The sequence below is a fragment of the Cupriavidus sp. GW823-FHT07A04 genome (genome assembly GCF_058794615.1).
Genome location: NZ_JBXAHA010000002.1, coordinates 430,369 through 449,776, shown reverse-complemented (window position 1 = coordinate 449,776; position 19,408 = coordinate 430,369). Strand labels below are relative to the sequence as shown.

The 19,408-nt window shown below is 60.3% G+C and carries 25 protein-coding genes and 2 pseudogenes; 18 read left to right on the top strand and 9 right to left on the bottom strand.

Features of this window, described 5'->3' with window-relative positions; genetic code table 11:
- Nucleotides 1-44: 44 nt before the first annotated feature.
- From AC1Q7Q_RS05425 to AC1Q7Q_RS05415, 3 genes are read left to right on the top strand one after another with little or no spacing between them, the layout of a single operon-like run.
- The gene (locus AC1Q7Q_RS05425; protein ID WP_416052270.1) at nt 45-506 is read left to right on the top strand and encodes a helix-turn-helix domain-containing protein; all 462 of its coding nucleotides are present in this window, start codon (nt 45-47) and stop codon (nt 504-506) included.
- Complete coding sequence (locus AC1Q7Q_RS05420) at nt 506-898, top strand: hypothetical protein (RefSeq protein ID WP_492372121.1); 393 nt, start codon at nt 506-508, stop codon at nt 896-898. Before AC1Q7Q_RS05425 ends, AC1Q7Q_RS05420 begins: the two co-directional genes overlap by 1 nt.
- On the top strand, nt 792-1,538 hold the full coding sequence (locus tag AC1Q7Q_RS05415) for a type II toxin-antitoxin system HipA family toxin (RefSeq protein WP_492372122.1): 747 nt from the start codon (nt 792-794) through the stop codon (nt 1,536-1,538). The genes AC1Q7Q_RS05420 and AC1Q7Q_RS05415 overlap by 107 nt, the downstream gene beginning before the upstream one ends.
- A 101-nt stretch (nt 1,539-1,639) precedes the next feature.
- Here AC1Q7Q_RS05415 and AC1Q7Q_RS05410 read toward each other — a convergent pair whose 3' ends face one another.
- Complete coding sequence (locus AC1Q7Q_RS05410; RefSeq protein WP_492372123.1) at nt 1,640-2,443, bottom strand: BPL-N domain-containing protein; 804 nt, start codon at nt 2,441-2,443, stop codon at nt 1,640-1,642.
- A gap of 60 nt (nt 2,444-2,503) precedes the next feature.
- Nucleotides 2,504-3,181 carry a LysE family translocator gene (locus AC1Q7Q_RS05405; protein WP_492372124.1) on the bottom strand — a complete coding sequence of 226 codons (678 nt, stop codon included), beginning with the start codon at nt 3,179-3,181 and terminating at the stop codon, nt 2,504-2,506.
- A gap of 288 nt (nt 3,182-3,469) precedes the next feature.
- On the opposite strand from AC1Q7Q_RS05405, the gene AC1Q7Q_RS05400 reads away from it, so the two are divergent.
- The 4 genes from AC1Q7Q_RS05400 (at nt 3,470) to AC1Q7Q_RS05385 (ending at nt 6,062) form a co-directional block, all read left to right on the top strand.
- Complete coding sequence (locus AC1Q7Q_RS05400; protein ID WP_150990685.1) at nt 3,470-3,712, top strand: hypothetical protein; 243 nt, start codon at nt 3,470-3,472, stop codon at nt 3,710-3,712.
- A gap of 313 nt (nt 3,713-4,025) precedes the next feature.
- Nucleotides 4,026-4,334 carry a hypothetical protein gene (locus tag AC1Q7Q_RS05395; protein WP_492372125.1) on the top strand — a complete coding sequence of 103 codons (309 nt, stop codon included), beginning with the start codon at nt 4,026-4,028 and terminating at the stop codon, nt 4,332-4,334.
- 216 nt (nt 4,335-4,550) lie between these two features.
- Complete coding sequence (locus AC1Q7Q_RS05390) at nt 4,551-5,414, top strand: GntR family transcriptional regulator (RefSeq protein ID WP_492372126.1); 864 nt, start codon at nt 4,551-4,553, stop codon at nt 5,412-5,414.
- 39 nt (nt 5,415-5,453) lie between these two features.
- Nucleotides 5,454-6,062, top strand: a complete 609-nt coding sequence (locus AC1Q7Q_RS05385) for a TlpA family protein disulfide reductase (RefSeq protein ID WP_492372127.1) — start codon at nt 5,454-5,456, stop codon at nt 6,060-6,062.
- Between the two features lie 50 nt (nt 6,063-6,112).
- Here AC1Q7Q_RS05385 and AC1Q7Q_RS05380 read toward each other — a convergent pair whose 3' ends face one another.
- The gene (locus AC1Q7Q_RS05380; RefSeq protein WP_492372128.1) at nt 6,113-7,066 is read right to left on the bottom strand and encodes a TonB-dependent receptor; all 954 of its coding nucleotides are present in this window, start codon (nt 7,064-7,066) and stop codon (nt 6,113-6,115) included.
- An 89-nt stretch (nt 7,067-7,155) separates the two neighbouring features.
- The gene (locus tag AC1Q7Q_RS05375) at nt 7,156-7,539 is read right to left on the bottom strand and encodes a DUF2946 family protein (RefSeq protein ID WP_492372129.1); all 384 of its coding nucleotides are present in this window, start codon (nt 7,537-7,539) and stop codon (nt 7,156-7,158) included.
- A 353-nt stretch (nt 7,540-7,892) separates the two neighbouring features.
- Here AC1Q7Q_RS05375 and AC1Q7Q_RS05370 point away from each other — a divergent pair, with 353 nt between their 5' ends.
- From AC1Q7Q_RS05370 to AC1Q7Q_RS05355, 4 genes and pseudogenes are all read left to right on the top strand, one after another.
- Nucleotides 7,893-8,081, top strand: a complete 189-nt coding sequence (locus AC1Q7Q_RS05370) for a hypothetical protein (protein WP_492372130.1) — start codon at nt 7,893-7,895, stop codon at nt 8,079-8,081.
- 124 nt (nt 8,082-8,205) lie between these two features.
- A complete protein-coding gene (locus AC1Q7Q_RS05365; protein WP_492372131.1) occupies nt 8,206-8,730 on the top strand; it encodes a P-loop nucleotide/nucleoside kinase family protein in 525 nt (174 codons plus the stop codon).
- 24 nt (nt 8,731-8,754) lie between these two features.
- Nucleotides 8,755-9,090: pseudogene (locus AC1Q7Q_RS05360) on the top strand (transposase domain-containing protein); the annotation flags it as partial.
- 205 nt (nt 9,091-9,295) lie between these two features.
- Entirely contained in the window at nt 9,296-10,012 is a 717-nt protein-coding gene (locus AC1Q7Q_RS05355) for a hypothetical protein (RefSeq protein ID WP_492372132.1), read from the top strand.
- Between the two features lie 151 nt (nt 10,013-10,163).
- Here the strand turns inward: AC1Q7Q_RS05355 and AC1Q7Q_RS05350 are convergent, their stop codons facing one another.
- From AC1Q7Q_RS05350 to AC1Q7Q_RS05340, 3 genes are all read right to left on the bottom strand, one after another.
- Nucleotides 10,164-10,832, bottom strand: a complete 669-nt coding sequence (locus AC1Q7Q_RS05350; RefSeq protein ID WP_492372133.1) for a peroxiredoxin-like family protein — start codon at nt 10,830-10,832, stop codon at nt 10,164-10,166.
- 352 nt (nt 10,833-11,184) lie between these two features.
- Entirely contained in the window at nt 11,185-11,937 is a 753-nt protein-coding gene (locus AC1Q7Q_RS05345) for a DJ-1/PfpI family protein (protein WP_492372134.1), read from the bottom strand.
- A gap of 55 nt (nt 11,938-11,992) precedes the next feature.
- Complete coding sequence (locus AC1Q7Q_RS05340; RefSeq protein ID WP_492372135.1) at nt 11,993-12,340, bottom strand: hypothetical protein; 348 nt, start codon at nt 12,338-12,340, stop codon at nt 11,993-11,995.
- Nucleotides 12,341-12,560: 220 nt separating this feature from the next.
- Here AC1Q7Q_RS05340 and AC1Q7Q_RS05335 point away from each other — a divergent pair, with 220 nt between their 5' ends.
- The gene (locus tag AC1Q7Q_RS05335; protein ID WP_492372136.1) at nt 12,561-13,517 is read left to right on the top strand and encodes an AraC-like ligand-binding domain-containing protein; all 957 of its coding nucleotides are present in this window, start codon (nt 12,561-12,563) and stop codon (nt 13,515-13,517) included.
- 199 nt (nt 13,518-13,716) lie between these two features.
- On the opposite strand, the gene AC1Q7Q_RS05330 is transcribed toward AC1Q7Q_RS05335, so the two are convergent.
- Entirely contained in the window at nt 13,717-14,685 is a 969-nt protein-coding gene (locus AC1Q7Q_RS05330; RefSeq protein WP_492372137.1) for a GlxA family transcriptional regulator, read from the bottom strand.
- 177 nt (nt 14,686-14,862) lie between these two features.
- On the opposite strand from AC1Q7Q_RS05330, the gene AC1Q7Q_RS05325 reads away from it, so the two are divergent.
- The 6 genes and pseudogenes from AC1Q7Q_RS05325 to AC1Q7Q_RS05300 form a co-directional block, all read left to right on the top strand.
- Nucleotides 14,863-15,504, top strand: coding sequence for an HD domain-containing protein (locus AC1Q7Q_RS05325; RefSeq protein ID WP_492372138.1), 642 nt, complete (start codon nt 14,863-14,865; stop codon nt 15,502-15,504).
- A 271-nt stretch (nt 15,505-15,775) separates the two neighbouring features.
- Nucleotides 15,776-16,126: a DUF6616 family protein gene (locus AC1Q7Q_RS05320; protein WP_492372139.1), complete on the top strand. Its 351-nt coding sequence runs from the start codon at nt 15,776-15,778 to the stop codon at nt 16,124-16,126.
- 112 nt (nt 16,127-16,238) lie between these two features.
- Nucleotides 16,239-16,892 (top strand): alpha/beta fold hydrolase, encoded by a 654-nt coding sequence (locus AC1Q7Q_RS05315; RefSeq protein ID WP_492372140.1) that lies wholly within the window; start codon nt 16,239-16,241, stop codon nt 16,890-16,892.
- Nucleotides 16,893-17,026: 134 nt separating this feature from the next.
- Nucleotides 17,027-17,650, top strand: a complete 624-nt coding sequence (locus AC1Q7Q_RS05310) for an HD domain-containing protein (RefSeq protein ID WP_492372141.1) — start codon at nt 17,027-17,029, stop codon at nt 17,648-17,650.
- A 98-nt stretch (nt 17,651-17,748) separates the two neighbouring features.
- Nucleotides 17,749-18,069 carry a hypothetical protein gene (locus tag AC1Q7Q_RS05305; protein ID WP_492372180.1) on the top strand — a complete coding sequence of 107 codons (321 nt, stop codon included), beginning with the start codon at nt 17,749-17,751 and terminating at the stop codon, nt 18,067-18,069.
- Nucleotides 18,006-18,299, top strand: a pseudogene (locus AC1Q7Q_RS05300) (DUF3363 domain-containing protein); the annotation flags it as partial. The gene AC1Q7Q_RS05305 and the pseudogene AC1Q7Q_RS05300, both read left to right, overlap by 64 nt.
- A 59-nt stretch (nt 18,300-18,358) precedes the next feature.
- On the opposite strand, the gene AC1Q7Q_RS05295 reads toward AC1Q7Q_RS05300, so the two are convergent.
- A complete protein-coding gene (locus AC1Q7Q_RS05295; RefSeq protein ID WP_492372142.1) occupies nt 18,359-19,306 on the bottom strand; it encodes an AraC family transcriptional regulator in 948 nt (315 codons plus the stop codon).
- Nucleotides 19,307-19,408: the final 102 nt, after the last annotated feature.

Sequence of the window (19,408 nt, the reverse complement as noted above, 5' to 3'; positions counted from 1 at the left end):
TTATTTTTGCATTCTCGGCCTGGATATGTAGAAATATTGCCACCATGGCGAAAAAAACCGCGCCACTCCTTCCCTCAACCCAGCGTTTGCTTGTCGAGTTCGGCGAACGTCTCAAGCTCGCTCGCCTGCGAAGAAAGCTCACGGCCAAGCAGGTGGCAGAGCGCGCCGGGATGTCTCAGATGACATTGCGATCGCTTGAGGCCGGTGGCTCGGGCGTAACGATCGGCGCTTATCTTTCGGTGATGCAGGTGTTGGGCGTCGAGAAAGACCTGGCCAAGATCGCGGAGACGGACGAGATCGGCAGAGGCCTGCAAGATTCCCGTTTGCTAGGACGCACGTCCAGCCAGCGCGCCGCTGCGCCGCGCCTGCCTCGCGACGAAACAGTCGCCCGTCCAGAGGACAGGTGGCCAGTTGAGACAGCAACCCCGCTTCCCGTCAATAGTGAGTCCTTGGCTGCCTTGATCTCCCCAAGGAGAAAGAAGCCAGCGGACGAGGAACACGAGTGATGAGCAAGATGATCGGGGTCTACGCTGACTGGGATGGCCTGGCATCCGCCAAGCGCCTTGGCTGGTTGCATGCCAGGAAGGCAAGGGCAGCAGAGCTGTTCGAGTTCGAGTACGATCCGGCGGCCTTGGCTGATCCCGCATTGGGGCGCTTGCAGATTGATCCCCGCATCGGGCTCTATTCTGGCCCACAGTTTCCAGGAGAACATCACGACAAGTTCGGGGTATTTGCCGACTGGTGTCCTGATAGATGGGGGCGCGTGTTGATGAGGCGGCGGCTGGAGCGCGATGTTCGCGACGGCATCTTCCCCAAGGGCACAAGGCTCTTTGAGTCCGACTACCTGCTCGGACAGCGATGGCCACCTCTGGATCGCAAAATTCCCGAGCACCCGTGATGAGCATGATGTTGGCGCATGGGAGATGGTCGTGAACGCCCTGGCTACAGCGTGCGAGTTGCGGGTAGCGAAAGGGATGGCGCAGCGCTTCGCAAGCGACCACCACTGCTTCATGGTCAAGCGCTTCGATCGCACCAGTGCTGGCCGGAGACTGCATTTCGCTTCCGCCATGACCATGACCGGTCGGGTCGATGGCGACGACGCTGCTGCTGGCGCGAGCTATTTAGAATTGGCCGAAGTGATCATCCGGCATGGTGCGCAGCCCAGCGAGGATTTGTGCGAGCTTTGGTCACGCATCGTCTTCAACATCCTTGTCTCCAATACCGATGACCATTTGCGCAATCATGGATTCATCCTGATGCCAGGAAAGGGGTGGCGGCTATCCGAAGCCTATGACATGAACCCTGTTCCCATCGCCGATGGCTTGACGCTGAACATCACTCACGCTGACAACGCGCTGGATCTGGAGCTTGCACGAGAGGTGGCCGGGTATTTCCGGGTTTCCATGTCCGATGCCGATGACATCATCGAGGACTTCAAGAGGGTTGTCGGTCAGTGGCGGATTGCTGCGAACGGACTGCAACTGTCGCAGCGGGAACAGGACAATATGGCTTCTGCCTTTCGCCTGGCGCTGCGATAGGCAGGGCGCGATACCGCTCGGATCGAAGAGGCCCGGAGCCGGAATCCGTTGGTTACTGGCCTGAGGTTTTCCGGCTCGATGTGGGTATCGAGATCAGCCAGTCAGCCCAGCATCAACCCGGCATGCGCCAGCAAGTGGCGAAACACTGCCAGCCGGGCATCTCCCGTTTGCGCCAGCTTGCGGCAAACGTGCAGGTGCGCCGTCATGTCGCTGTGTCCGCGCAGGGCGTCCTTGCACTCGCGGTCCGAGATCTCCAGGTGGATGCCTGTGAGGATGGCGCAGCCCTTGCCCACGGGGGCGCTGACGATGGCGGGCGGGGTGCCTTCCAGGCCCGTGTACACGGCCAGGATCTGCGCCGCGTGGTTTGTTGCATCGCCGAAGTCGAAGCGGCAGCCGCCGTGGTAGTGCGCATACAGCGTGATCGGGGCATGGGTCAGGCTATGGGTGGTGCGTATTTCTGCTGCCGCGGTGCTTCGCGGTGTTGCGTCATACGCGACGCCCCGGGTGAGTTCGGGCAAGCAGCCAACCGCGACGGCATCCACGAAGCGCAGTTCGCGCGGGCCGCAGATAGCGCCTTGGGTGCCGGCATGGAAGGCGAGTTCCCTGCAGGCGTAGTACGCGCCCGCGCAGATGCCCAGGTAGGCGCCGCCTTCTTCGACAAAGCGCCGGATGCGCGCGTTGGGCGCGCCGTTCAGGGCTGCGCAATAGGGCAGGTCCGCACCGCCCGGCATGACAAACATCACGGCATCATCAAAGAGCGTTTCGTCCTGCCGGATGTCGTCGGCCATGACCGCCCGGATCTCGTACGCGCCGGGAAGCAACTGCTGCCCGATCATCCGCATCAGGCGCGAGGTCCCGTCGGAGGTGCCGGCGTCGATATAGGTCAGGATCTGGGGCTTCGGCATGATGGTTTGGCCCTTTTTTGCCCGATTGGGCGCGATAGTGTGGCAGCGGTGCTGCGCGCCTCAGGTTTGCGCGCGGCGGTAAAACGCCAGCCCGCCAGCCAGCGCAATCAGCGTGCCGCCCGACAGCCGGTTCAGCCAGCGCATGCCGTCACCACGAAAGGCGTGCACAATGCGTGCGCCCAGCGCCGCGTACACCAGCATGACGGCCAGGTTCAGCAGGCATTGGGCCAGCGTCAGGATGGCGTACTGCGGCAGCAACGCCGCGCTCGTATCGATGAACTGGGGCAGGAAGGCCGAGATAAACAGCAGCGCCTTGGGATTGGTCAGCGCCACCAGGAAACTGCGTGAGAACAGGACGTGGCCTCGCGCCGATGCCGGCGTCCGGGCGGCAGCGGAATCCGAAGGCGTATCCGGTGTCGGCTCCGGTGTTGTCTCCGGTACCGTCTGCGGCTCCTTGCCTGAGCGCAGCATCTTCCACCCCACATACGCCAGGTAAGCGGCGCCAAACCATTTGATCGCCTCGAAGGCAACCTCGGACGCGGCGATCACGGCGCCAAGCCCCGCGGCCACGGTGACGACCAGGATGATGTCGGCCGCGAGCGCCCCGGCCATGCCCCAGCACGCCTTGCGTACGCCGTGCCTGGAGCCGTTGTTCAGGGCCAGCAGCACGGTCGGACCGGGAGTGGCAATGGTCACGGCCGAGGCAAAAATGAAGAGCAGCAGGGTAGGGAGCGTCATGGTGCAATCTGGCTGGCGCACACGTGGGCGGGCGGGAGACATAGGATGATTGCCCGCCGGCAGATTGTCCAGTGCCTGGCATGCCCGGCGTTGCCGCGCCATGTGTTGCGCAATTGGCAAAAATGCAAGCCGGGATTGCACGAGATGAGCAGACATTGCGTGTTTTGATACGATGATGGTTAGAACGCAACGGTAGCCCGCAACCGCTATGGCGCTTGCGATGCGCGCTTGAACGACTAGCGTTCGCCCGGCGAGGTTGCGGTTCTCCAATAAAAAGCGGAGACGGCCATGATTAAAGAATACGCGTGGAAGAAGCGGGTTTTCGAGACCCATGAAGTACAAGTGCAGGTGCGGCCGAGAACGCCCACGGTCTGGGAGTACACGGTGCGGGTCTGCCGCCCGGGCACGAACATCCGGGCCGCCGGGACGTTGCTGGAATCGTCCAAGGTAACAGACCTGTTCCCCACGGCGGACGCGGCGGAGACGGCTGGTTTTGCCCACGGTGCGGAGCTGGCGAAACGGCTGGCTTAGGGTGCGGTTGATGCCCGGAAAGGGCTGGTAAACGTCGATTTGGTGCTTTTTGCCGGCTGATGGTGTAGCAGTGTGATTTTTTGTGGCGGGTGGTTTGGAGCGTACTTTGTGCCGTTATACTGCGCAGGTCGTTGCAACCACAGCGACCGGGTTTAGCAGCCCGCGGAAAAAGGTGACCAATCCGCCATCAATCCGCGTGAAAAAGGAGGCATACCCATGCCCCAGTCTTCGCTTGCTCGTCCCGGGCAAATCGTATCTTCCAAGCCAGCCATCCTCAGCCAGCGCCCGCGCGCCTGCCAACGGAGGGCGCCCGATGCATAGGTACCCGCACTACAACATCACCGCCCAGCGCGCCGGGCGTGACACCTTCCTCACGGCCCACGCCCTTTCCGAAAGCCCGCTAAGCCTCGCCGCCGAGAAAACCGCGCAACTCAACGCGCTGCTTTCGGTGGCTGTCGAGAACGCTGCTGGCGGCTCCTTGTGCAACATCACCGAAGAGACGCAGAGCCATCTGCTTTCGCTGGCGGCCGTGCTCGCGCATGAAACGCTGGTGCTGAGCGAGTTGGCCGCCCAGGACGATGAGGGTGAGGGTGAGGGTGAGGGGGAGGGCGGCAATGGATGATGGCTGGCCGGCCGTCTAGCCACAGGGGGGAAGATGGGCGCGCGGCGCATGACATCGATACGGTACTTCGCGCGCATCGCAGCTTGGCGGCGCCAAACAAAGTGCACTACAACACGCGCTGCCGATCGCGCTGCCAATCGCGCGCTTGCGGCCCCATGCAGCCATCGACTATGTTGAATCTCAAGGCCGATGTGGCCGCGTCGATGAGGAGCCGTGATGAACAGGGTCATAGGACACCTGGCCGTGCTCGTTGTCCTTGGCCTGTCTGTCTTGCATGGGGCGCAGGCCTCCGACATCGACTGTAAGTCAGCGTTCGGCGCGGGATCGGTCCGCTGTGAAGATCCAAACGGCAACGGGATGCGATGTGGCCTGGCGACCGACGGGCGCTCGCGCAACAAGCACCTGGTCTGCGATAACGCGGAGCTTTCGACGCGCTACGAGCGCATCTATGCCGAACAGCAGAGGCTGCTGCACAGCGGCGTCACCAACGATGCCGACGTCCGCGCCTGGCGCAGCAAGCGCGATGCCTGCGGGTCCGTGCGCTGTCTTGATAGCCTGTTCCATGAATGGTGGCGGTGGCGGGACGTTGCCCGCATGAAGCCGGCACGGCCCGCCGTTGCGCCGAGCAAGCCCGTTGTACCAAGCACGACCGTTGTGCCGAGCACCGCCGTTGCAGCCTCTGTCCCGCCAAAGCAGGAGCCGGCACCTCCCGCGCAAGACCCGGCGACGCCGACTCAGTTGGCTGCCGTGCCAGAGAGCGCGCAATCGAGCGAGCCGACATCGCCGGCGGTCGCCGACGTTCAGGCGCCGCCCGCCTCGATCGAAACCGGGCAAGTCCCGCCCGAGCCAGCCTCTCGCGCCATGGTGTCGCCAGGCTTATCGCCAGGCTTGTTGTCAGGCTTGCTGATGGGCTTTGCCGCCTTTAGCATTGGCGTGGCCTGGCTTTGGAAACGCAAGCGAGATCGGCGCGCCTCGCCTAAACATGAACGGCGTCGGGCCATCTCCGCAGGCATGGCGATCCTGTACGGCTTGCTCATCGTGAATGTGCTGCTCCTGGCGTTCACGCTGAGGTCGAGTTAACACACCTTGTTTTCACACGGCTGGCCAAGACAATCGTCAATGGTCAACCTGACCCTTCGGAAGCGCTTAGGCGCTTGGCCCGGTGAGGGCCGGTTCTACGGCCGGCATGCCGGCCGTAAAATGTGGACTACCGAATGGCATTGGAGTGTCCTCAATATGCGCATGCTGGCGGTTCTGACTTGTGCGCTATGGTCGGTTTCGGCCATGGCCGGCGGACTGGAGGTCGGCGAGGCGGTCCCGGCTTTCGACATCAAGCTCACCGATGGTCGCCATGTCACGCCGAGCGCCGCGGCGGGCCGAGTTACGATCATCAACTTCTGGGCGACCTGGTGCGCGCCATGCCGCAAAGAAATGCCAGCGCTTGAAGCGTTCTATCGAGAACATCACGCGCAAGGCGTGGACGTGATTGCCGTCAGCATTGACAAGCCCAGCGACCAGGCCGAGGCGCAGGCGGTAATGAAGTCCTACACGTTTGCGCTGGCTTTCGTTGGCGATGCCGACGTGAAGGGCTTCGGCCGCCTGTGGCGAATTCCGGTGACATTCGTGATCGACCAGAACGGCATCCTGCGCAGGGATGGCTGGCATGCCGAGCCCACTGTCGACCTGGAATTGCTCGAGAAGCAAGTCGTGCCGCTGCTCAAGCGTTAGGCTACCGCGACGCCGGCCGGAAGCTGCGCCCCCCAGCCGGTTCAACTCGGTCAGAAGACGTAGCGGGTGCCGATCGTACCCGTCCAGCGAGGGGCCAGTTGCAGCCCGTTGACCCGCTGGTAGATTGGCACCTGGACGAAGGCGTAGAGCTTGACGTGCTTGCTGATGTTCACCGTGGCGCCCGGGCTCAGATAAACCAGGGTGCCGCCACTATTTTCGGTGTCGGCATTGTCGCCAAGGTCTCGCTTGGCAATTCTGGTGTTGATCTGCAACTGCGGCGTAACAGCTTCAAAATGCAAATACCGCACCCCGGCGTTGACTGACAGGGACATGCCCGGCTTGTATTGTTCCCGATAATCTAGCGGCACCTGCAGCATCGCTTGGGCGAAGCCGTCGAAATCCTGGCTTATCGCTCCATAGTAATAGGCGCCCGCCATCAGGTCGGTAGTGCCGGTGCCAAACTGCAGGCCACGGTCAAGCGGCGAGCCGGCGGAAGGCCCCGAATTGAAGTTCTGGTGAAAACCTCCTGTTGGAAGCTTGACGCCGAATTGCAGGCCGAAGTTCTTGCTCTCCAGGAGTCCCTGGTATCGGCCCACCACGCGCACATCGCCCAGGCCGTTGCCGGACGAGCCGGATACGTCCGTGTCTCCTGGCGAGATCGTGGTATGGGTCCGGCTGACATAGGGCACCTGGACATTGACGCCCCAATCGGCGTTGAAGCTGTAATCGACGCCGAGCGTAGTGTAGCGGTTGATTGTGCCTTGCTCGACTTCGCGGTCGTTCGGGACAGCGAGGCTGCCGCGGTCGACCGCGTGCGTGCCGGATCGTAACTGCGATTGGTTCAGGTAGTCGTAGCGTAGGTCGAGTCGCAGGCCTGCATCGGCATAGTAGCCTTGGCTGTCCCAGTCGGAACTCAGCGTGCAACCGCAGCTTGCGCACGCGAACGCAAAGGTGGGGAATAGCAGGGCGGCACCTGTGGTGCCGGCGCGAAGGATCGGATTCATGGCGTTCTGGGCATACGGGGGCGAACCGGTGGTCCGCCCGTGGCAAGAGCGCGGGCTTTTGGCGCGCGCGGGTGGTCAGGCGATGGTGCCTATGCCAAGGGTGGCGCTCGAGCTGTCGCGCGAAGGATGCCCGGAGGCCGATACGCATTGCGCTGTGGCACTGCCCGCACGAAACCAAGCTGGCTGAGGTGAGGCAGAAACACAAGTGGGGCGTGCGTTATCGCATCCGTGCCGCCGATGTCCGCGCAGAGCAGACAGCAGAGGCGATCGTCGAGGCTCTGGTGGTCCCCGGGAGCGTCCTCATCGGGCGCCACTTGATCATCGCTGGAGACGACGCGGTTTCCGCCTGCGCTGCAGATTGTGTGATCTATCACCCCCTCGGCCGATTGTGCGTGGGCCATCATCGGCCATGGCGCGTGCAACGCCATGCCAAGCAGCGCAAGCCACAAGATGAGCCGATGTGCGAACGACATATCGTGCAGAGAAAATGGGTCGCTGATTATCGTGGTGGGTGGCCGCCAAAGCCGACGCGTTCAGTCCTCGTTTTGCGTGATCCCGGGTGGGACACAAAGCCGCACCCACTGACATCGTGGCTGCCATGTGTAGCATCGGGCATTCATTGTCCCTTCCCTTGTCATAGTGAGCCTACGCCGGGATTTCCCTGCTCTTTGTGCGTTACACCACGAAAGCGGTGGTGCATGATGCGGCGCCATCAAGTCGATGTCTCTTTTTGTTTCCGGTGACTTGTCATTAAGGAGCTTGGCATCAAGCCTTCAGACAAAGTACCCGCAGCGTGTATCCTCTGCACTCACTGAACAGCAAGGACATGAATACAGTGAACAGGGAAATCACCTTAATGCGTCACGGCCAGCCGAATCTGGCCGTGTTCGACAAGGTTTCGGCACGCGATATGCAACGCTGGATTGAGCAATATGATCTATCCGAAATCATTGACCAGCCCGCCCCGGAATACAGCCCGATTGCTAGCTGTTCTGTCCTACGAACGTTCGAATGATCGCAACGGGTCGGTCAGAGACGATAGCAGTTTCGCGCGAGCGTCCGAGCCAACACCAGCCACTGGAGGTCGCGACAGGAATCCGCGACAATCAGCCAAAATTCGAATACAGGGAGCGTCGCAAATGCTGATTGCCTTCGGAGGACTACCGGGCACCGGAAAGACAACGGTAGCGAAAACACTTGCACGCAAGCTCGCCGCGGTTTATCTGCGTATTGATACGTTGGAACAGGCACTTATTGTGGCCGGGAGCGACGGGGCTGATATCGGCCCTGCGGGCTATCTGGCCGGATATGCCGTTGCAAAAGATAATCTGTGCCTTGGGACGACCGTCGTCGCGGACTCGGTCAATTCGTTGCATGTGACGCGTAGCTCCTGGAGAAGCGTGGCGCTCGAAGCAGGTGTGCGCATCTTCGAGATTGAGCTGATTTGTTCTGATACAACGGCGCACCGTCTGAGGGTCGAGGGGCGCCAGGCAGATATCCCAGGCCACAAGCTGCCGACATGGAAGAACGTGCTTGAACGTCAATATGACGCATGGGAATCAGACCATCTTATAGTCGATACAGCTAACGTTTCAGTTGAACAGGCCGTTGAAACTATCACTCACCGCCTTTCGATGTCACCTTCGGCGAGTCGATTGCTCTAGTGTTCGAGACAATTGCGTTGTCGCGTGCCCGATGGCAGCGTGACGGCCAAAGCGCTGGATCACAGCCTCAAAAACTGGGCGACGCTGACGCGCAACCTGCTCGATGGCGAGGGGAGCGTGGACAACAACAGCTTGGGGAACCTGATCCGTCCTTGGGCGATGGGTAGGCGCGCATGGTTGTTCGCCGGCAGCGAAATGGCCGGCCAGCGTGCCGCGGTTGTGATGAGCCTGGTGCAATCAGCCAAAGTTCATGGACATGATCCGTGGGCCTACCTCAACGATATGTTGACCCGCCTGCCTACACACCTGAACAGCTGCATCGACGAGCTGCTTCCTCACCACCGGCGTCCCGCGCGCTGAGCGCGTCCGCTACACGCACAAACGTCCGTCCAATGACAAGGTGGGCCGGCGGGACGCTCACATCGAACGTGCTGGGGCACGGCGATCGGCGTTAGCGCAATGGCGATGATCGGGCCGCTCACCTCGCGCTGGGCTTGCGGGTCCGGGCCCTGGCGTTCGGTTTCGGGCCCGTCGTCGCCCGTGGGGGCGTGCCCAGATACGGCTGGTGCCCATGGGCGGATTCGTCCAATTCAAGGGTTCCACGACCGAGTTGCTCGAGGACTGGGAAACCCACGATGCGCTCGACGCCCAACCTGCCTGGCGTCAGATCGCCATTCCGCTGGCCGGCATCGGCGCGCTGCTCACGCTCGGTTTGGTCGGTCTGGGCAGCGAAATCCTGCCCCAGTTCCTCGACGGTTTCAGCCAGATCGCTGGCGGACCGCTGTCGCCCGAGGGCGATGCGCAGCAGTACCTGCGGGCCGCCGGCGGCGCCTTCGCGCGGTCGTCGTTCCTTGGTCTGCTGGGGCTGGTGGCAGTCAAGGCGGCAGCCTTTAACCTGCTGCCACTGCCGGCATTGAACAGCGGGGACATCGTCGCTATGCTGGTGCGCAAGATTGGCATCGTCCGCTACTGGCCGGTCTACTTGACCCGGGCGCTGACATTGCTCTATCTGGCGATGCTCCTGTCCTGGGTGTACGCCTTCGGCATCTCCGGCCGCCAGACGGCCCGCTTCAGACCACGGCAACCCAGCGCCAGAAACGGTTCCAGCGCGACGTGCCGTTCGCCACCCACTGTCGGCGCAGCCCTTCCACCAAGTCATCCAGCAGCGGCAACTGTTTGCGCACATCCTTGGTGCGCACGATGCGCCCGCTTGAGGAGCACAACGCTCCCCGTGCGCGACGACTTCAGGAATGCGGTCAGTCGATGTGGAGCTTCAGATTGATTTCGAACGTCCGCTTCGGCGGCTTTGTTGCCGAGCCCTCCCATGTCGTCGTCGAGCGCCGCATCGCCGGCCAGCCAGACACACGAATTAACGCCGCGCGTGTCCCTTTGGTGTTGACTTTGCCATCGCACGGTGTCGCCAATTGTGCTTCCTATACGATTGGCGTGCCGAGCCGGTCGAGAACGGGCAACAGTTCGGCCGGTTCCGGTCGACGGGTGTAGTCGGGGTTCACCTCGGCATAGACGATCATGCCGTTCTGCTCGATGACATAGCGGGCCGGCATCGGCAGGGTCCATGAAGGATCGTCGTTGATGACAGCCAGATCGTTTTTGAAGGCGGTCTTGTAGATGTCGATCAGATAGTCTGGCAACGCGAAGCGCAGGCCATACGCGTCGGCTACTGTACCGCGTGGGTCGATCAGAATCGGGAAACCGAGCTTATTGTCTCTGATCGACTTGCGGCTGTTCGCTGCGGTCTGCATTGAAATGGCGACCAGCTGTGCGCCCCGAGCCGCGACGTCGCTGCGGGCCTCTTCCAGCGCCTGAAGTTCCATATTGCAGTAGGGACACCAGACCCCGCGATAGAAGGTCAAAACCACCGGCCCATTGGCCAGAAGATCTGCAAGATTGATCGTTTGACCGTCGGTATTCTCGAGCGCAAACGTTGGCGCTCTGTCGCCTGCCTTTTTCGCTCGCTCCGCTTGGCCTGAGACGACGAGTTCCTCGGTTGACCTGTGAAGTTTCTCCACCACGGAACTCGGGATTCTCGTACCAGATTCGACGTCTGCTCTGAAGGTGTCGAGCTTTTCTTTCAAAGACATAGCGATTTCCGTTTAGGGAATAACTGAATAAAGGCATGTACACCGGCAGTGGCTCTGCGCTTTCGCAAAACCGATCTGTCGCTTCATCTCTGACTCATCTCTCAGGCACACATATGACAGCGCTTACGAGCCACTCAACGACGACTGCCACGCAGATTAAATCAGCCTTTCCTTTGCTGTTGCTTCGGCTGGCTCAGCGGTGCGTCGTCGACAGGATGCGACTGCGAGGAACCCCGTTCTCATCTGTAACAAGAGCTAGGCGCGACGGGTACTGTCTTGAGAACGTCCGCCGGCCGAAGTCGGCTGGAACTTACGTCCCAGCCGACCAAGCCAGCGCTTCCGAGCGCCGCCTTCAGGCGGTAGCGGCGGCGAACTTCAAAGCTTCGGCGCGATAGAGGGAAATCATGTCGGCCATCATTCCTTCGAACTTGCCCACCGCCGCGGGACCTGCGCTTGCCGCGGTTCCGGTGCCGAATGGCGGATGCGGGTCGTACTCGACGATAAATTCGGCCAGTTCCGCGACCTGTCGCCCGAACGCCTGTTCCGCCACGAGAAGGGCCGCTTCGAAACTGCCCACGCTCGGACCGGCGGTATAGACATTCCCATCCGCGACAACTCCACCCGTGACGACCTCCGTCACGCCGTAGTGAGGCAGAATCGAGTGGGAGTTATGGCTGATCGTTGCGCGCTTGCCTCGCAGAAACCCGGCGGCACCGAGCGTCAGTACGCCATTGCAAACGCCGATGAGGTAGCGCGCCATTTTTCCCCGGGTCGCGACAAAGTCCACAACTTCGCGATCGGTCTGCACTTCCGGAGGCATCATCGGCACGGCGATGACATCCAGGTCAGGGCAATCGGAAAAGGTCGCTGTGGGGAGCGTCCAAAAGCCCTGGAAACCTTCGACCGGCTCGCGCGACTTCCAGACCAAGTAAATTTCGGCGCCAGGCAACGTGCCAAGGACGGCCTGGACACCAACCATGTCCAGCGGAAAGTAGCCGGGGCCGATCATAATGCCGACCCGGAACGGAGGGCCCTTTTTTGCGGTCGCGTCGCGAAGCCTGTTGAGAGAAGGAATGTCTGTTTTCAGGGATTCATTGGTCATCATTACGCTCGCTTTCTATTGATACTCAAAGAGACATCGATTGGAGATATGGTTGTAATCAAACGGCCGCATATAGCAGCTGCGGCGCTTCCTGGTCTGTGGGACTGGGCACATCCTCGCCGACGACGCTCATCACCTTCCGGCGCGTTTTGTCGACGACGAGCCGCACGGTGTCGGGGCGCGAATAATGTCCCACAGGATCGGCGGCACTCTTGGAGAGGACGATTTTGGTGGGATTGAGGTCGGCATAGAGAATGCCTTCCTCATCCTCGGGCAGAGGCGAACACAAAGGATGGCCATCCAGCCCATAGATCATGGAGAAGCCGCCTCCCGGCTTGCCGGTAGTCGGACTCAGCAGCTTGACACGGGGGGCCGCCTGTACGCACGCGGCTTTGATCGCTTCCATCGCCTTTCTTCACGTTGATATGTAGTCGCCTAGACTATTCCTTTGCCGTCCGCGCACTTTTCTGGTGGCGAGGTAATAGTTGTTTCCAAGCGCAGTGCGACAAATCGCTCCAGGAGAAAAATGCCCAATGTGTCACGTGTCGCTGATGCATTGAGATTGGAGCGGTCACGTGATATCGTGGCTGCCTCCAAATGCCGTATTTCGTGCAGCGGGTGGCGGGATGAACAGGTTCCATTCCACGACAGGTGTAGCCGACTCCAAACGGTTCGCCTACTGGCAGGATGTCGTGTGCAACACATTTGTGCAGATAGATTGTGTTCCGCTGTCGGATCGCCCTTTTTTTGGCGAAATTAGTACGGCACAGGTCGACGACTTGCAATTTTCCCAGGTGCGTAGCCGCGACCATCAAGTGATTCGTACGTCCCAGCGGATCGACGGAGGGCGTGAGGAGTACGCCCTCATGCAGTTTCAGTTGAGCGGCAATAGCACGGTTGTGCAGGACGGGCGGGATGCAACGATCACCGCCGGAGATTGTGTCTGCTACGATTCCGTCCGTCCGTACACGCTTCAATTCCGCGATGATTTCGAAGCGCTGGTTTTCCAAATTCCCCGGCAACGATTAGTCGGCCGCTTGGGGCAAACGGAACGGATGACCGCTCGTGCCGTCCGTGGCGGTAGCCTGTTAGGTACCTTGACGGTGCCCTTCCTGCGCCAACTTGGCGGCGTGGTGTCGCAGGTCGATCCGGCCATGGCGCGTCGTCTATCCTCCATCGCCGTCGATCTGGTGACCGCTGCTCTGAGTGACTTAATCTCCGCCGACGAGCGTCGACCGAGTTGGGCCGGTACCGCACTGAAGTGCCGGGCCAAGGCGGTAATCGAAGAGTCGCTGCACAATCCTGATCTCAATACGGAAAGGGTGGCGTCGGTCCTCGGCATCTCGCCTCGCTATCTGCAGTCGCTGTTCCGCGAGGAGGGGGAAACAGTCAGTGACTGTATTTGGAGCAGGCGCCTGGAACGCGCGCGACGCGACCTGGCTGATCCGCTGTTGGCGGCTAGATATATCAGCCAGATCGCAATGGACAATGGCTTCAATAATTTTGCCCACTTTAGCAAGCGGTTTCGCGCCGCCTTCGGCATGTCGCCGCGCGAATACAAGGCGACGCTCGTTCGAGATTGAAAGCGTTTTCGGAAAGTTCCGCCTAGCCTAGCCTCGATCGCATTGGCGATCTTGAGCACTCGGGCGTCGCCGCCTGCATGGCCTTGAATTGCCGTGCCGATGGCCGCCGCTGATCCGGTTGTGTCGCGATAAAGACGGGACGAAGTTGTTCGCGTCAAGTAGGGGCCAATATGGCCCTACTTGGGCTGCCCTAGCCCCTTTAGCCCGGCTCGCCGTCTCGCGCGAAACGTCGCGCGTACTCGTTGGGGCTCACGCCCATACGTCTTATGAACGCCTTTCGCAGCACGTCGACGCTACGATAACCGCATCGACGTGCGATCTCTTCCGTCGAATTCCGCCCCAACTCGACTGCCCGGCAGGCAGCTTCTAACCGCACCTCTTCCACATACTTGGCGGGCGTGACGTTTAATTCCCGTCGAAACGTACGGATAAGCGTCCTGACACTGGTTGATAGTCTGTCTGCCAGTATCTCTACCGTAAGCTCCGCATGCAAATGCTCGCCGATCCAAAGGCACAACTCGTCCAGGCTCGAACTCGACGCCCGCTGCGATCGAAGGGCGACGCTGAACTGCGCTTGCCCGCCTGGCCGTCGCAGGAATAGGACTAAAGTCTTCGCAATTTCCAGCGCGGCATCATCTCCTAGGTCTTCGGCTACCAGCGCGAGCGCTAGATCGATCCCTGCGGAAATGCCGGCCGAGGTATACACATTGCCATCTTTCACCCAGATAGGCGTCGGATCGACCGCGACTTTTGGGTAGCGTTCAGCCAATTGTGTTGCCATACACCAATGAGTTGTCGCTCTACGACCGTCCAGTAGTCCTGCATCTGCCAACGCGAACGCGCCAACACATATTGAGCATACGCGGCGCACTGACGGTGACTTGGTTCGGATCCACTCAATCGCTGCTGGATCAAGTCGGTCAATTGCCTTCAAGCCCGAAGCGACAATCAAGGTGTCGATCGACTCGTCACTACGGCTCTCCTGTTCAAGCGTCCTGTGCCCCCGTAGTCCGATGCCGATTTCGCTTTCCAGACACACATCCGCACTGCAGCATACCAATTCAATTGTGTAGGGAGCGGGCCCATCGAGTAGCCGGTTCGCAAAGGAGAACACTTCGGCAGGTCCGATCACGTCAATCGCATCGACCGGCGGCAAACCCAAAATCACGATTCGCCTATGCCGGCCAGCCTTAGGCTGCTTACGCGCCTCCGTCCGCTTCCTCATTTTCGCCTCGCGTATGTACAAGATTGAATTTTGGCACAAATAGACTGAAAACAGTCATTTGCGCCAAGCTGAGGGCGCCTAGACTGAAAGCCTCGTTCACTTCACGTTCGCGGAGGACACATGAACACGCCAGTCACTATCGGAGGCGTCAGCGCCCCGGATTCTGCGCTCACCCGGAAAGCGGTATCGCTCGTCGAACGGGTCCATTCAAAGGTACTGCTTAACCACTTGCACCGGACCTGGTGGTTTGCAGAATTTATCGCCAAGCGGCGGGGGCTAGCGTACGACCGCGAGCTTGTCTACCTAGCCGCAATTCTGCACGACCTCAGTCTCTCCGACGAATTCGCGGCGGACCAGCGCTTCGAGGTTGATAGCGCCGATGCTGCCAACAGGTTCCTGCTCGAGAACGACTACCCGAAATCCAAGGCCGAGCTTGTCTGGGATGCCATCGCTCTCCACACTTCCACGGGCATCGTTGATCGCAAGCAGCCCGAGGTTGCACTGATTCACATCGGGGCTTATGCCGACCTTTTTGGGCTTCGACTTGATGAAATTACGCCATCCCTAGTTGATGATGTGCTTGCTCTTTACCCTCGGATAGGAATGAAGGCCGCGTTTACGGAAGCGTTAGCTGAAGTCGTCAGGAAAAAGCCCCATACATCTTTTGGCACCGGATTGGTCGATATTGGACATCGCCATGTTCATGGCTTCGGTTGTCCAAACCTGTGCGACCTCATCAACGACGCTCCATTCGACAGCTGAGAGGTTTTGTCGCGTCAACGCGGTGGGTTAGAACGGGTCGCGAATTTCTTCGCTGGCCGTTGGCCAGCGAAATGCACAATGATGTACGTGCCTGAGTATAAGTGTATGTCTGCAGTTGATCTCCCGCGCAATTCACCTTTCGCCGAGTAGCCAATGCAAAATACGTCAAGGGACGGCATGGGATCATCACGAAATAATTCACCTTGACGTTGCTGCAACCACGCTTTTCATCGAGGAATGGCTTCATTTAGCACACTCGGAGGTAACATCCGTGCAACAGATATTTGTCGAACTCTACAACTACGGTCCTGCCTGGGCCAAACTCTCCGAAAATGAGCGGGCCGATTTCATTAAAAAAGTTATCGAGTCGGTAAACGGAATGAAAGATGCCGGCGTCGATGTCATCGCCTATGGCAAGAACGCCTGCGAAACGGATCGTCGTGCGCCGTACGATTTCTTTTGCGTCTATCGCGTGCCGAGTGCTGAGTTTCAGCGCGAATTCGAGCGCCGGATTGCTGCGTCCGGCTGGTACGACTACTTTGAGCAGGTGAATGTCAGCGGGCCTGCGGAGGGTTTTTCGGATGTACTGCTAGGCAACGTCAAGATGGCTCGTCCGGGCTAAGCCTTTTCACAGAGCTACCCGATCATCGATGCCTATCTTTGCGAATCTTGCGGCGGCGCGCAGGTGGCAGTGTGGGTGCCAAGTATAGCCGTCAAAGGTCGAGGAGACTGTCATGACAATCACCTCCGACAGCAGCGACGGTGAACTCACTCTGAACATCACCAGTGACGTGCCGGCAATCAACGTGCCGACCATCGTCATCGCGGGCGAACTCGATGTGGCCGATTCCATCGAGCTTTTCAAGGCAGAGCCATTGTTGCGCGTTCCGCATGCCGTTCTACAGATCGTGCAGGACACTGGCCATCTATTGCCCCTGAAGTCGGCCAAAGAGCACGCGCGATTGATTCATGAATTCGCGGATGTGCGCGCCGCGGGCAAGCTCACACAAGAGCAGAGCACGGCGCTCGTTCTCGGCGCCTTCGATACGTTCTTCAACAAGCGGGATTACGCGGCCGCCGACCAGTATTGGTCGGATGGCTACATTCAGCGCAGCGCTCACATTGCGCCCAGCCCCGACGGACTGTTCAACCAGGTCCGGACGGTGCCGCGCGCGCTGGAATACGAAAATCACGCCATCGCAGCTGAGGAGGATTACGTGATCTCGCACGGACGCGTTTCCGGCAGTGGCCGGCAGATGGCTCGCCGAGCATTGGGACGTGCTTACCGCCTTCGATTCGGACGACGTCGGCAGCTACCCAGGCCAGAGGCAACCAAGACACAGTCCCTCGGCGGCTTGCCGATGTTTGGCGACCGGTTCCCTGACTGACACCGGTAGCTAACCCTCAAGAAGGAGCGGAAACATGAAACTCGCAGGCAACACCATCTTCATTGCCGGCGGGGGATCGGGCATGCCCGTTACCTCGATCAACCATCGTGTAGGGCACACTGCAGGAGGTACTTATGATCTCAGGAATTAAAGCACCGGAGACCCAGTTGGCCCGGGAAGCTGAGGAGTTCGTGCAATCGTCGTCCAGCGCGATGCTCTACAACCACGTCATGCGGTGCTACTGGTTTACCGAGCTGTTTGCACGGCAGGAAAATTCCAAGGCTGATCGCGAGTTGATGTTCCTCTCGGCGACGTTGCACGACCTCGGCTTCACAGAACATGGGCGCGGCCCGCATCGCTTCGAGATCGAGGGTGCTCATGCGGCCCGTCGGTTCCTCAAGGATCGGGGCGTGCCGGATATCCGGTCGTGGCAGGTGTGGAGCACGATCGCTCTGCATACATGGGACATCAATCTCTACAAGGAGGACGAAGCGCGCCTGGTGGAGCTCGGGATCCTGTACGATGTCGTCGGACTCCCTGACGCCAAGCTCGACCCCGCAGACGTGGCTGAAGTCGTGAAGCGCTATCCACGCCTGGGCTTTAAACGAGGCTTCTACGAGCTCCTCTGCGAAGAGCTCGACACCAAGCAGCCCTACCAACACTTTAACCACATATGCACCTGCATCGCGCACAATCGCGCGCCGATGGCGATGCCCGACGGGCAGGCGGTGCTGAACGGAGCGCCGTTCGACGAGTAGCCTGAACTCGATCTCGCGCTCTCCCTACAGGGAGGGCGCACCGGATCAGCGCGGAACAGCGAGATCCCGAACGGATTTCCGACGATATCAAACAGGACTTGGTCGTCCTTGTTCCCCGAGATCGGCCTCAAATCGACTCCGCCTACAACAAGCGCAGCGGGCATGCGTTGCACATCCCGCCGCCAGAACTGATGGCGAAACCCAAGAAGGATGAAGCACGCGGGCGGGCGGCCAAACCGAGCATCAGCCCCGCCATCATTCGCACGTTCTGCGGGGAACTGGGCGTCCCGGAACAACCAGCATTCAAGGTCGTTCGCGACACCGTGGCCAACGCGGTCCGGAAATGGCCCCTGATGTGCCCGGAGATTCGACTGAGCGGGGCCGCCAGCACGATGCGCAGCGCCTGGGCGGCAGCGTGACCGTGGAACTGAAATCGCACCTGCTAATTGAGCGGCAGGCGCGCGTGATCGGCGCCACTTGGCTCGACCAGTAGTTGATCGGTGGCGGCAAGGGGCAGGGTGACTTGGGCTTTGGTAGCGAGATCAAGGATGCGCCGCGGCAGCGCGCCGATTTCCTGACTGAACAGGGGCTGGCCGAACAGGCTAGTCGGCGCCTCATCCTCGCGCGTAATCTGCTGGCAACGTTGCGCGGTGGTGGCGCGTCCTGGAAGCTTGGCAGACAACGTGGGCCTTCAGTTTGAACATAGACCTATGATGTAACCGATCCAGGCTCGCGCTGGCCAGCAGGCGCGTGGCGCCGTGGTGCGCGGCGGTGCTGGGTCGGCGAAACCCCCCGTGCCAACTTGAAGGCACGACTGAACGAAAACTCCGACCTATAGCCAACGCGCGAGGCAATCTCGCCAAGTCGCAACTCGGTTTCCTCCAGCAGTTGCGCGGCAATGCCCATGCGCCAGCGCGTCAGATATTGGTGTGGTGGCTCGCCGACCAAGGCGCAGAAGTTGCGGGCAAAAGCAGCACGCGACAAGCGAGCTTCTTTGGCGAGTTCCTCCAGTGTCCATGCACGGTCGGGTGCTTCGTGTATACGCGCGAGAACCCGTGTCATCTGCGGCGAGCGCAAAGCTGAAAACCAGTCGTTCGCCGCCGGAGAAGCCGCATCGGCCCAACCGCGCATGAAGTAAACGAACAGGGATGAGAGCAGGTTGCGCACCACGATATGGTTGCCGAAGTTCGACGTCTCCACTTCGTGACGCAGCATGCGTAGCGTATCGCTCAGCGATGAGCTGCCAGGTTCCATTCCGGCGCGCAACGCCACGACTTGAGGCAATGCCCGCAGAGCAGGAAGCGCCAGGTGCTGATCCACGTTGAACTGACCGCAAATCAACGTGGTGGCGTTTGGATTGCTGTCGAGAACGCCATCGCGCTGGGCGAGGAAGGATTCGAGCGGTATGGCTCGGCCGCGCTTTGAGTACGCCACTTCATGCGCATGGCCACGCGGAAACATGACCATTTCACCAGCCTGCAACTCGATGGTTGCCGCATCGGCTTGGCGGACGAAGGCGCGCCCCGCCGCGACGAAATGAAACACCACGGCATCGCGAGCTTGCACCGCAAACCCCCATGGCCCTGCCACGCGTGTGCGCACCAGCACCAAGCCGTCGGCCCGAACTGCTTTCAACCAACCATTCAATGCGTCCATCGTCTCATGTTAGCATGAATGAGACGAATTGATATGTGTTAGCGAATTATCGACATGGCTAATCTCCTTCGCGATTGATTCAATACAGTTCACCACAATCAA

Excerpts from the sequence above, each read along its gene's own strand:
- AC1Q7Q_RS05425 (WP_416052270.1), top strand. The coding sequence starts at position 45 with ATGGCGAAAAAAACCGCGCCACTCCTTCCCTCAACCCAGCGTTTGCTT.
- AC1Q7Q_RS05420 (WP_492372121.1), top strand. The coding sequence starts at position 506 with ATGAGCAAGATGATCGGGGTCTACGCTGACTGGGATGGCCTGGCATCC.
- AC1Q7Q_RS05415 (WP_492372122.1), top strand. The coding sequence starts at position 792 with ATGTTCGCGACGGCATCTTCCCCAAGGGCACAAGGCTCTTTGAGTCCG.
- AC1Q7Q_RS05410 (WP_492372123.1), bottom strand. The coding sequence starts at position 2,443 with ATGCCGAAGCCCCAGATCCTGACCTATATCGACGCCGGCACCTCCGAC.
- AC1Q7Q_RS05405 (WP_492372124.1), bottom strand. The coding sequence starts at position 3,181 with ATGACGCTCCCTACCCTGCTGCTCTTCATTTTTGCCTCGGCCGTGACC.
- AC1Q7Q_RS05400 (WP_150990685.1), top strand. The coding sequence starts at position 3,470 with ATGATTAAAGAATACGCGTGGAAGAAGCGGGTTTTCGAGACCCATGAA.
- AC1Q7Q_RS05395 (WP_492372125.1), top strand. The coding sequence starts at position 4,026 with ATGCATAGGTACCCGCACTACAACATCACCGCCCAGCGCGCCGGGCGT.
- AC1Q7Q_RS05390 (WP_492372126.1), top strand. The coding sequence starts at position 4,551 with ATGAACAGGGTCATAGGACACCTGGCCGTGCTCGTTGTCCTTGGCCTG.
- AC1Q7Q_RS05385 (WP_492372127.1), top strand. The coding sequence starts at position 5,454 with ATGGTCAACCTGACCCTTCGGAAGCGCTTAGGCGCTTGGCCCGGTGAG.
- AC1Q7Q_RS05380 (WP_492372128.1), bottom strand. The coding sequence starts at position 7,066 with ATGAATCCGATCCTTCGCGCCGGCACCACAGGTGCCGCCCTGCTATTC.
- AC1Q7Q_RS05375 (WP_492372129.1), bottom strand. The coding sequence starts at position 7,539 with ATGTCGTTCGCACATCGGCTCATCTTGTGGCTTGCGCTGCTTGGCATG.
- AC1Q7Q_RS05370 (WP_492372130.1), top strand. The coding sequence starts at position 7,893 with ATGAATACAGTGAACAGGGAAATCACCTTAATGCGTCACGGCCAGCCG.
- AC1Q7Q_RS05365 (WP_492372131.1), top strand. The coding sequence starts at position 8,206 with ATGCTGATTGCCTTCGGAGGACTACCGGGCACCGGAAAGACAACGGTA.
- AC1Q7Q_RS05350 (WP_492372133.1), bottom strand. The coding sequence starts at position 10,832 with ATGTCTTTGAAAGAAAAGCTCGACACCTTCAGAGCAGACGTCGAATCT.
- AC1Q7Q_RS05345 (WP_492372134.1), bottom strand. The coding sequence starts at position 11,937 with ATGATGACCAATGAATCCCTGAAAACAGACATTCCTTCTCTCAACAGG.
- AC1Q7Q_RS05340 (WP_492372135.1), bottom strand. The coding sequence starts at position 12,340 with ATGGAAGCGATCAAAGCCGCGTGCGTACAGGCGGCCCCCCGTGTCAAG.
- AC1Q7Q_RS05335 (WP_492372136.1), top strand. The coding sequence starts at position 12,561 with ATGAACAGGTTCCATTCCACGACAGGTGTAGCCGACTCCAAACGGTTC.
- AC1Q7Q_RS05325 (WP_492372138.1), top strand. The coding sequence starts at position 14,863 with ATGAACACGCCAGTCACTATCGGAGGCGTCAGCGCCCCGGATTCTGCG.
- AC1Q7Q_RS05315 (WP_492372140.1), top strand. The coding sequence starts at position 16,239 with ATGACAATCACCTCCGACAGCAGCGACGGTGAACTCACTCTGAACATC.
- AC1Q7Q_RS05310 (WP_492372141.1), top strand. The coding sequence starts at position 17,027 with ATGATCTCAGGAATTAAAGCACCGGAGACCCAGTTGGCCCGGGAAGCT.
- AC1Q7Q_RS05295 (WP_492372142.1), bottom strand. The coding sequence starts at position 19,306 with ATGGACGCATTGAATGGTTGGTTGAAAGCAGTTCGGGCCGACGGCTTG.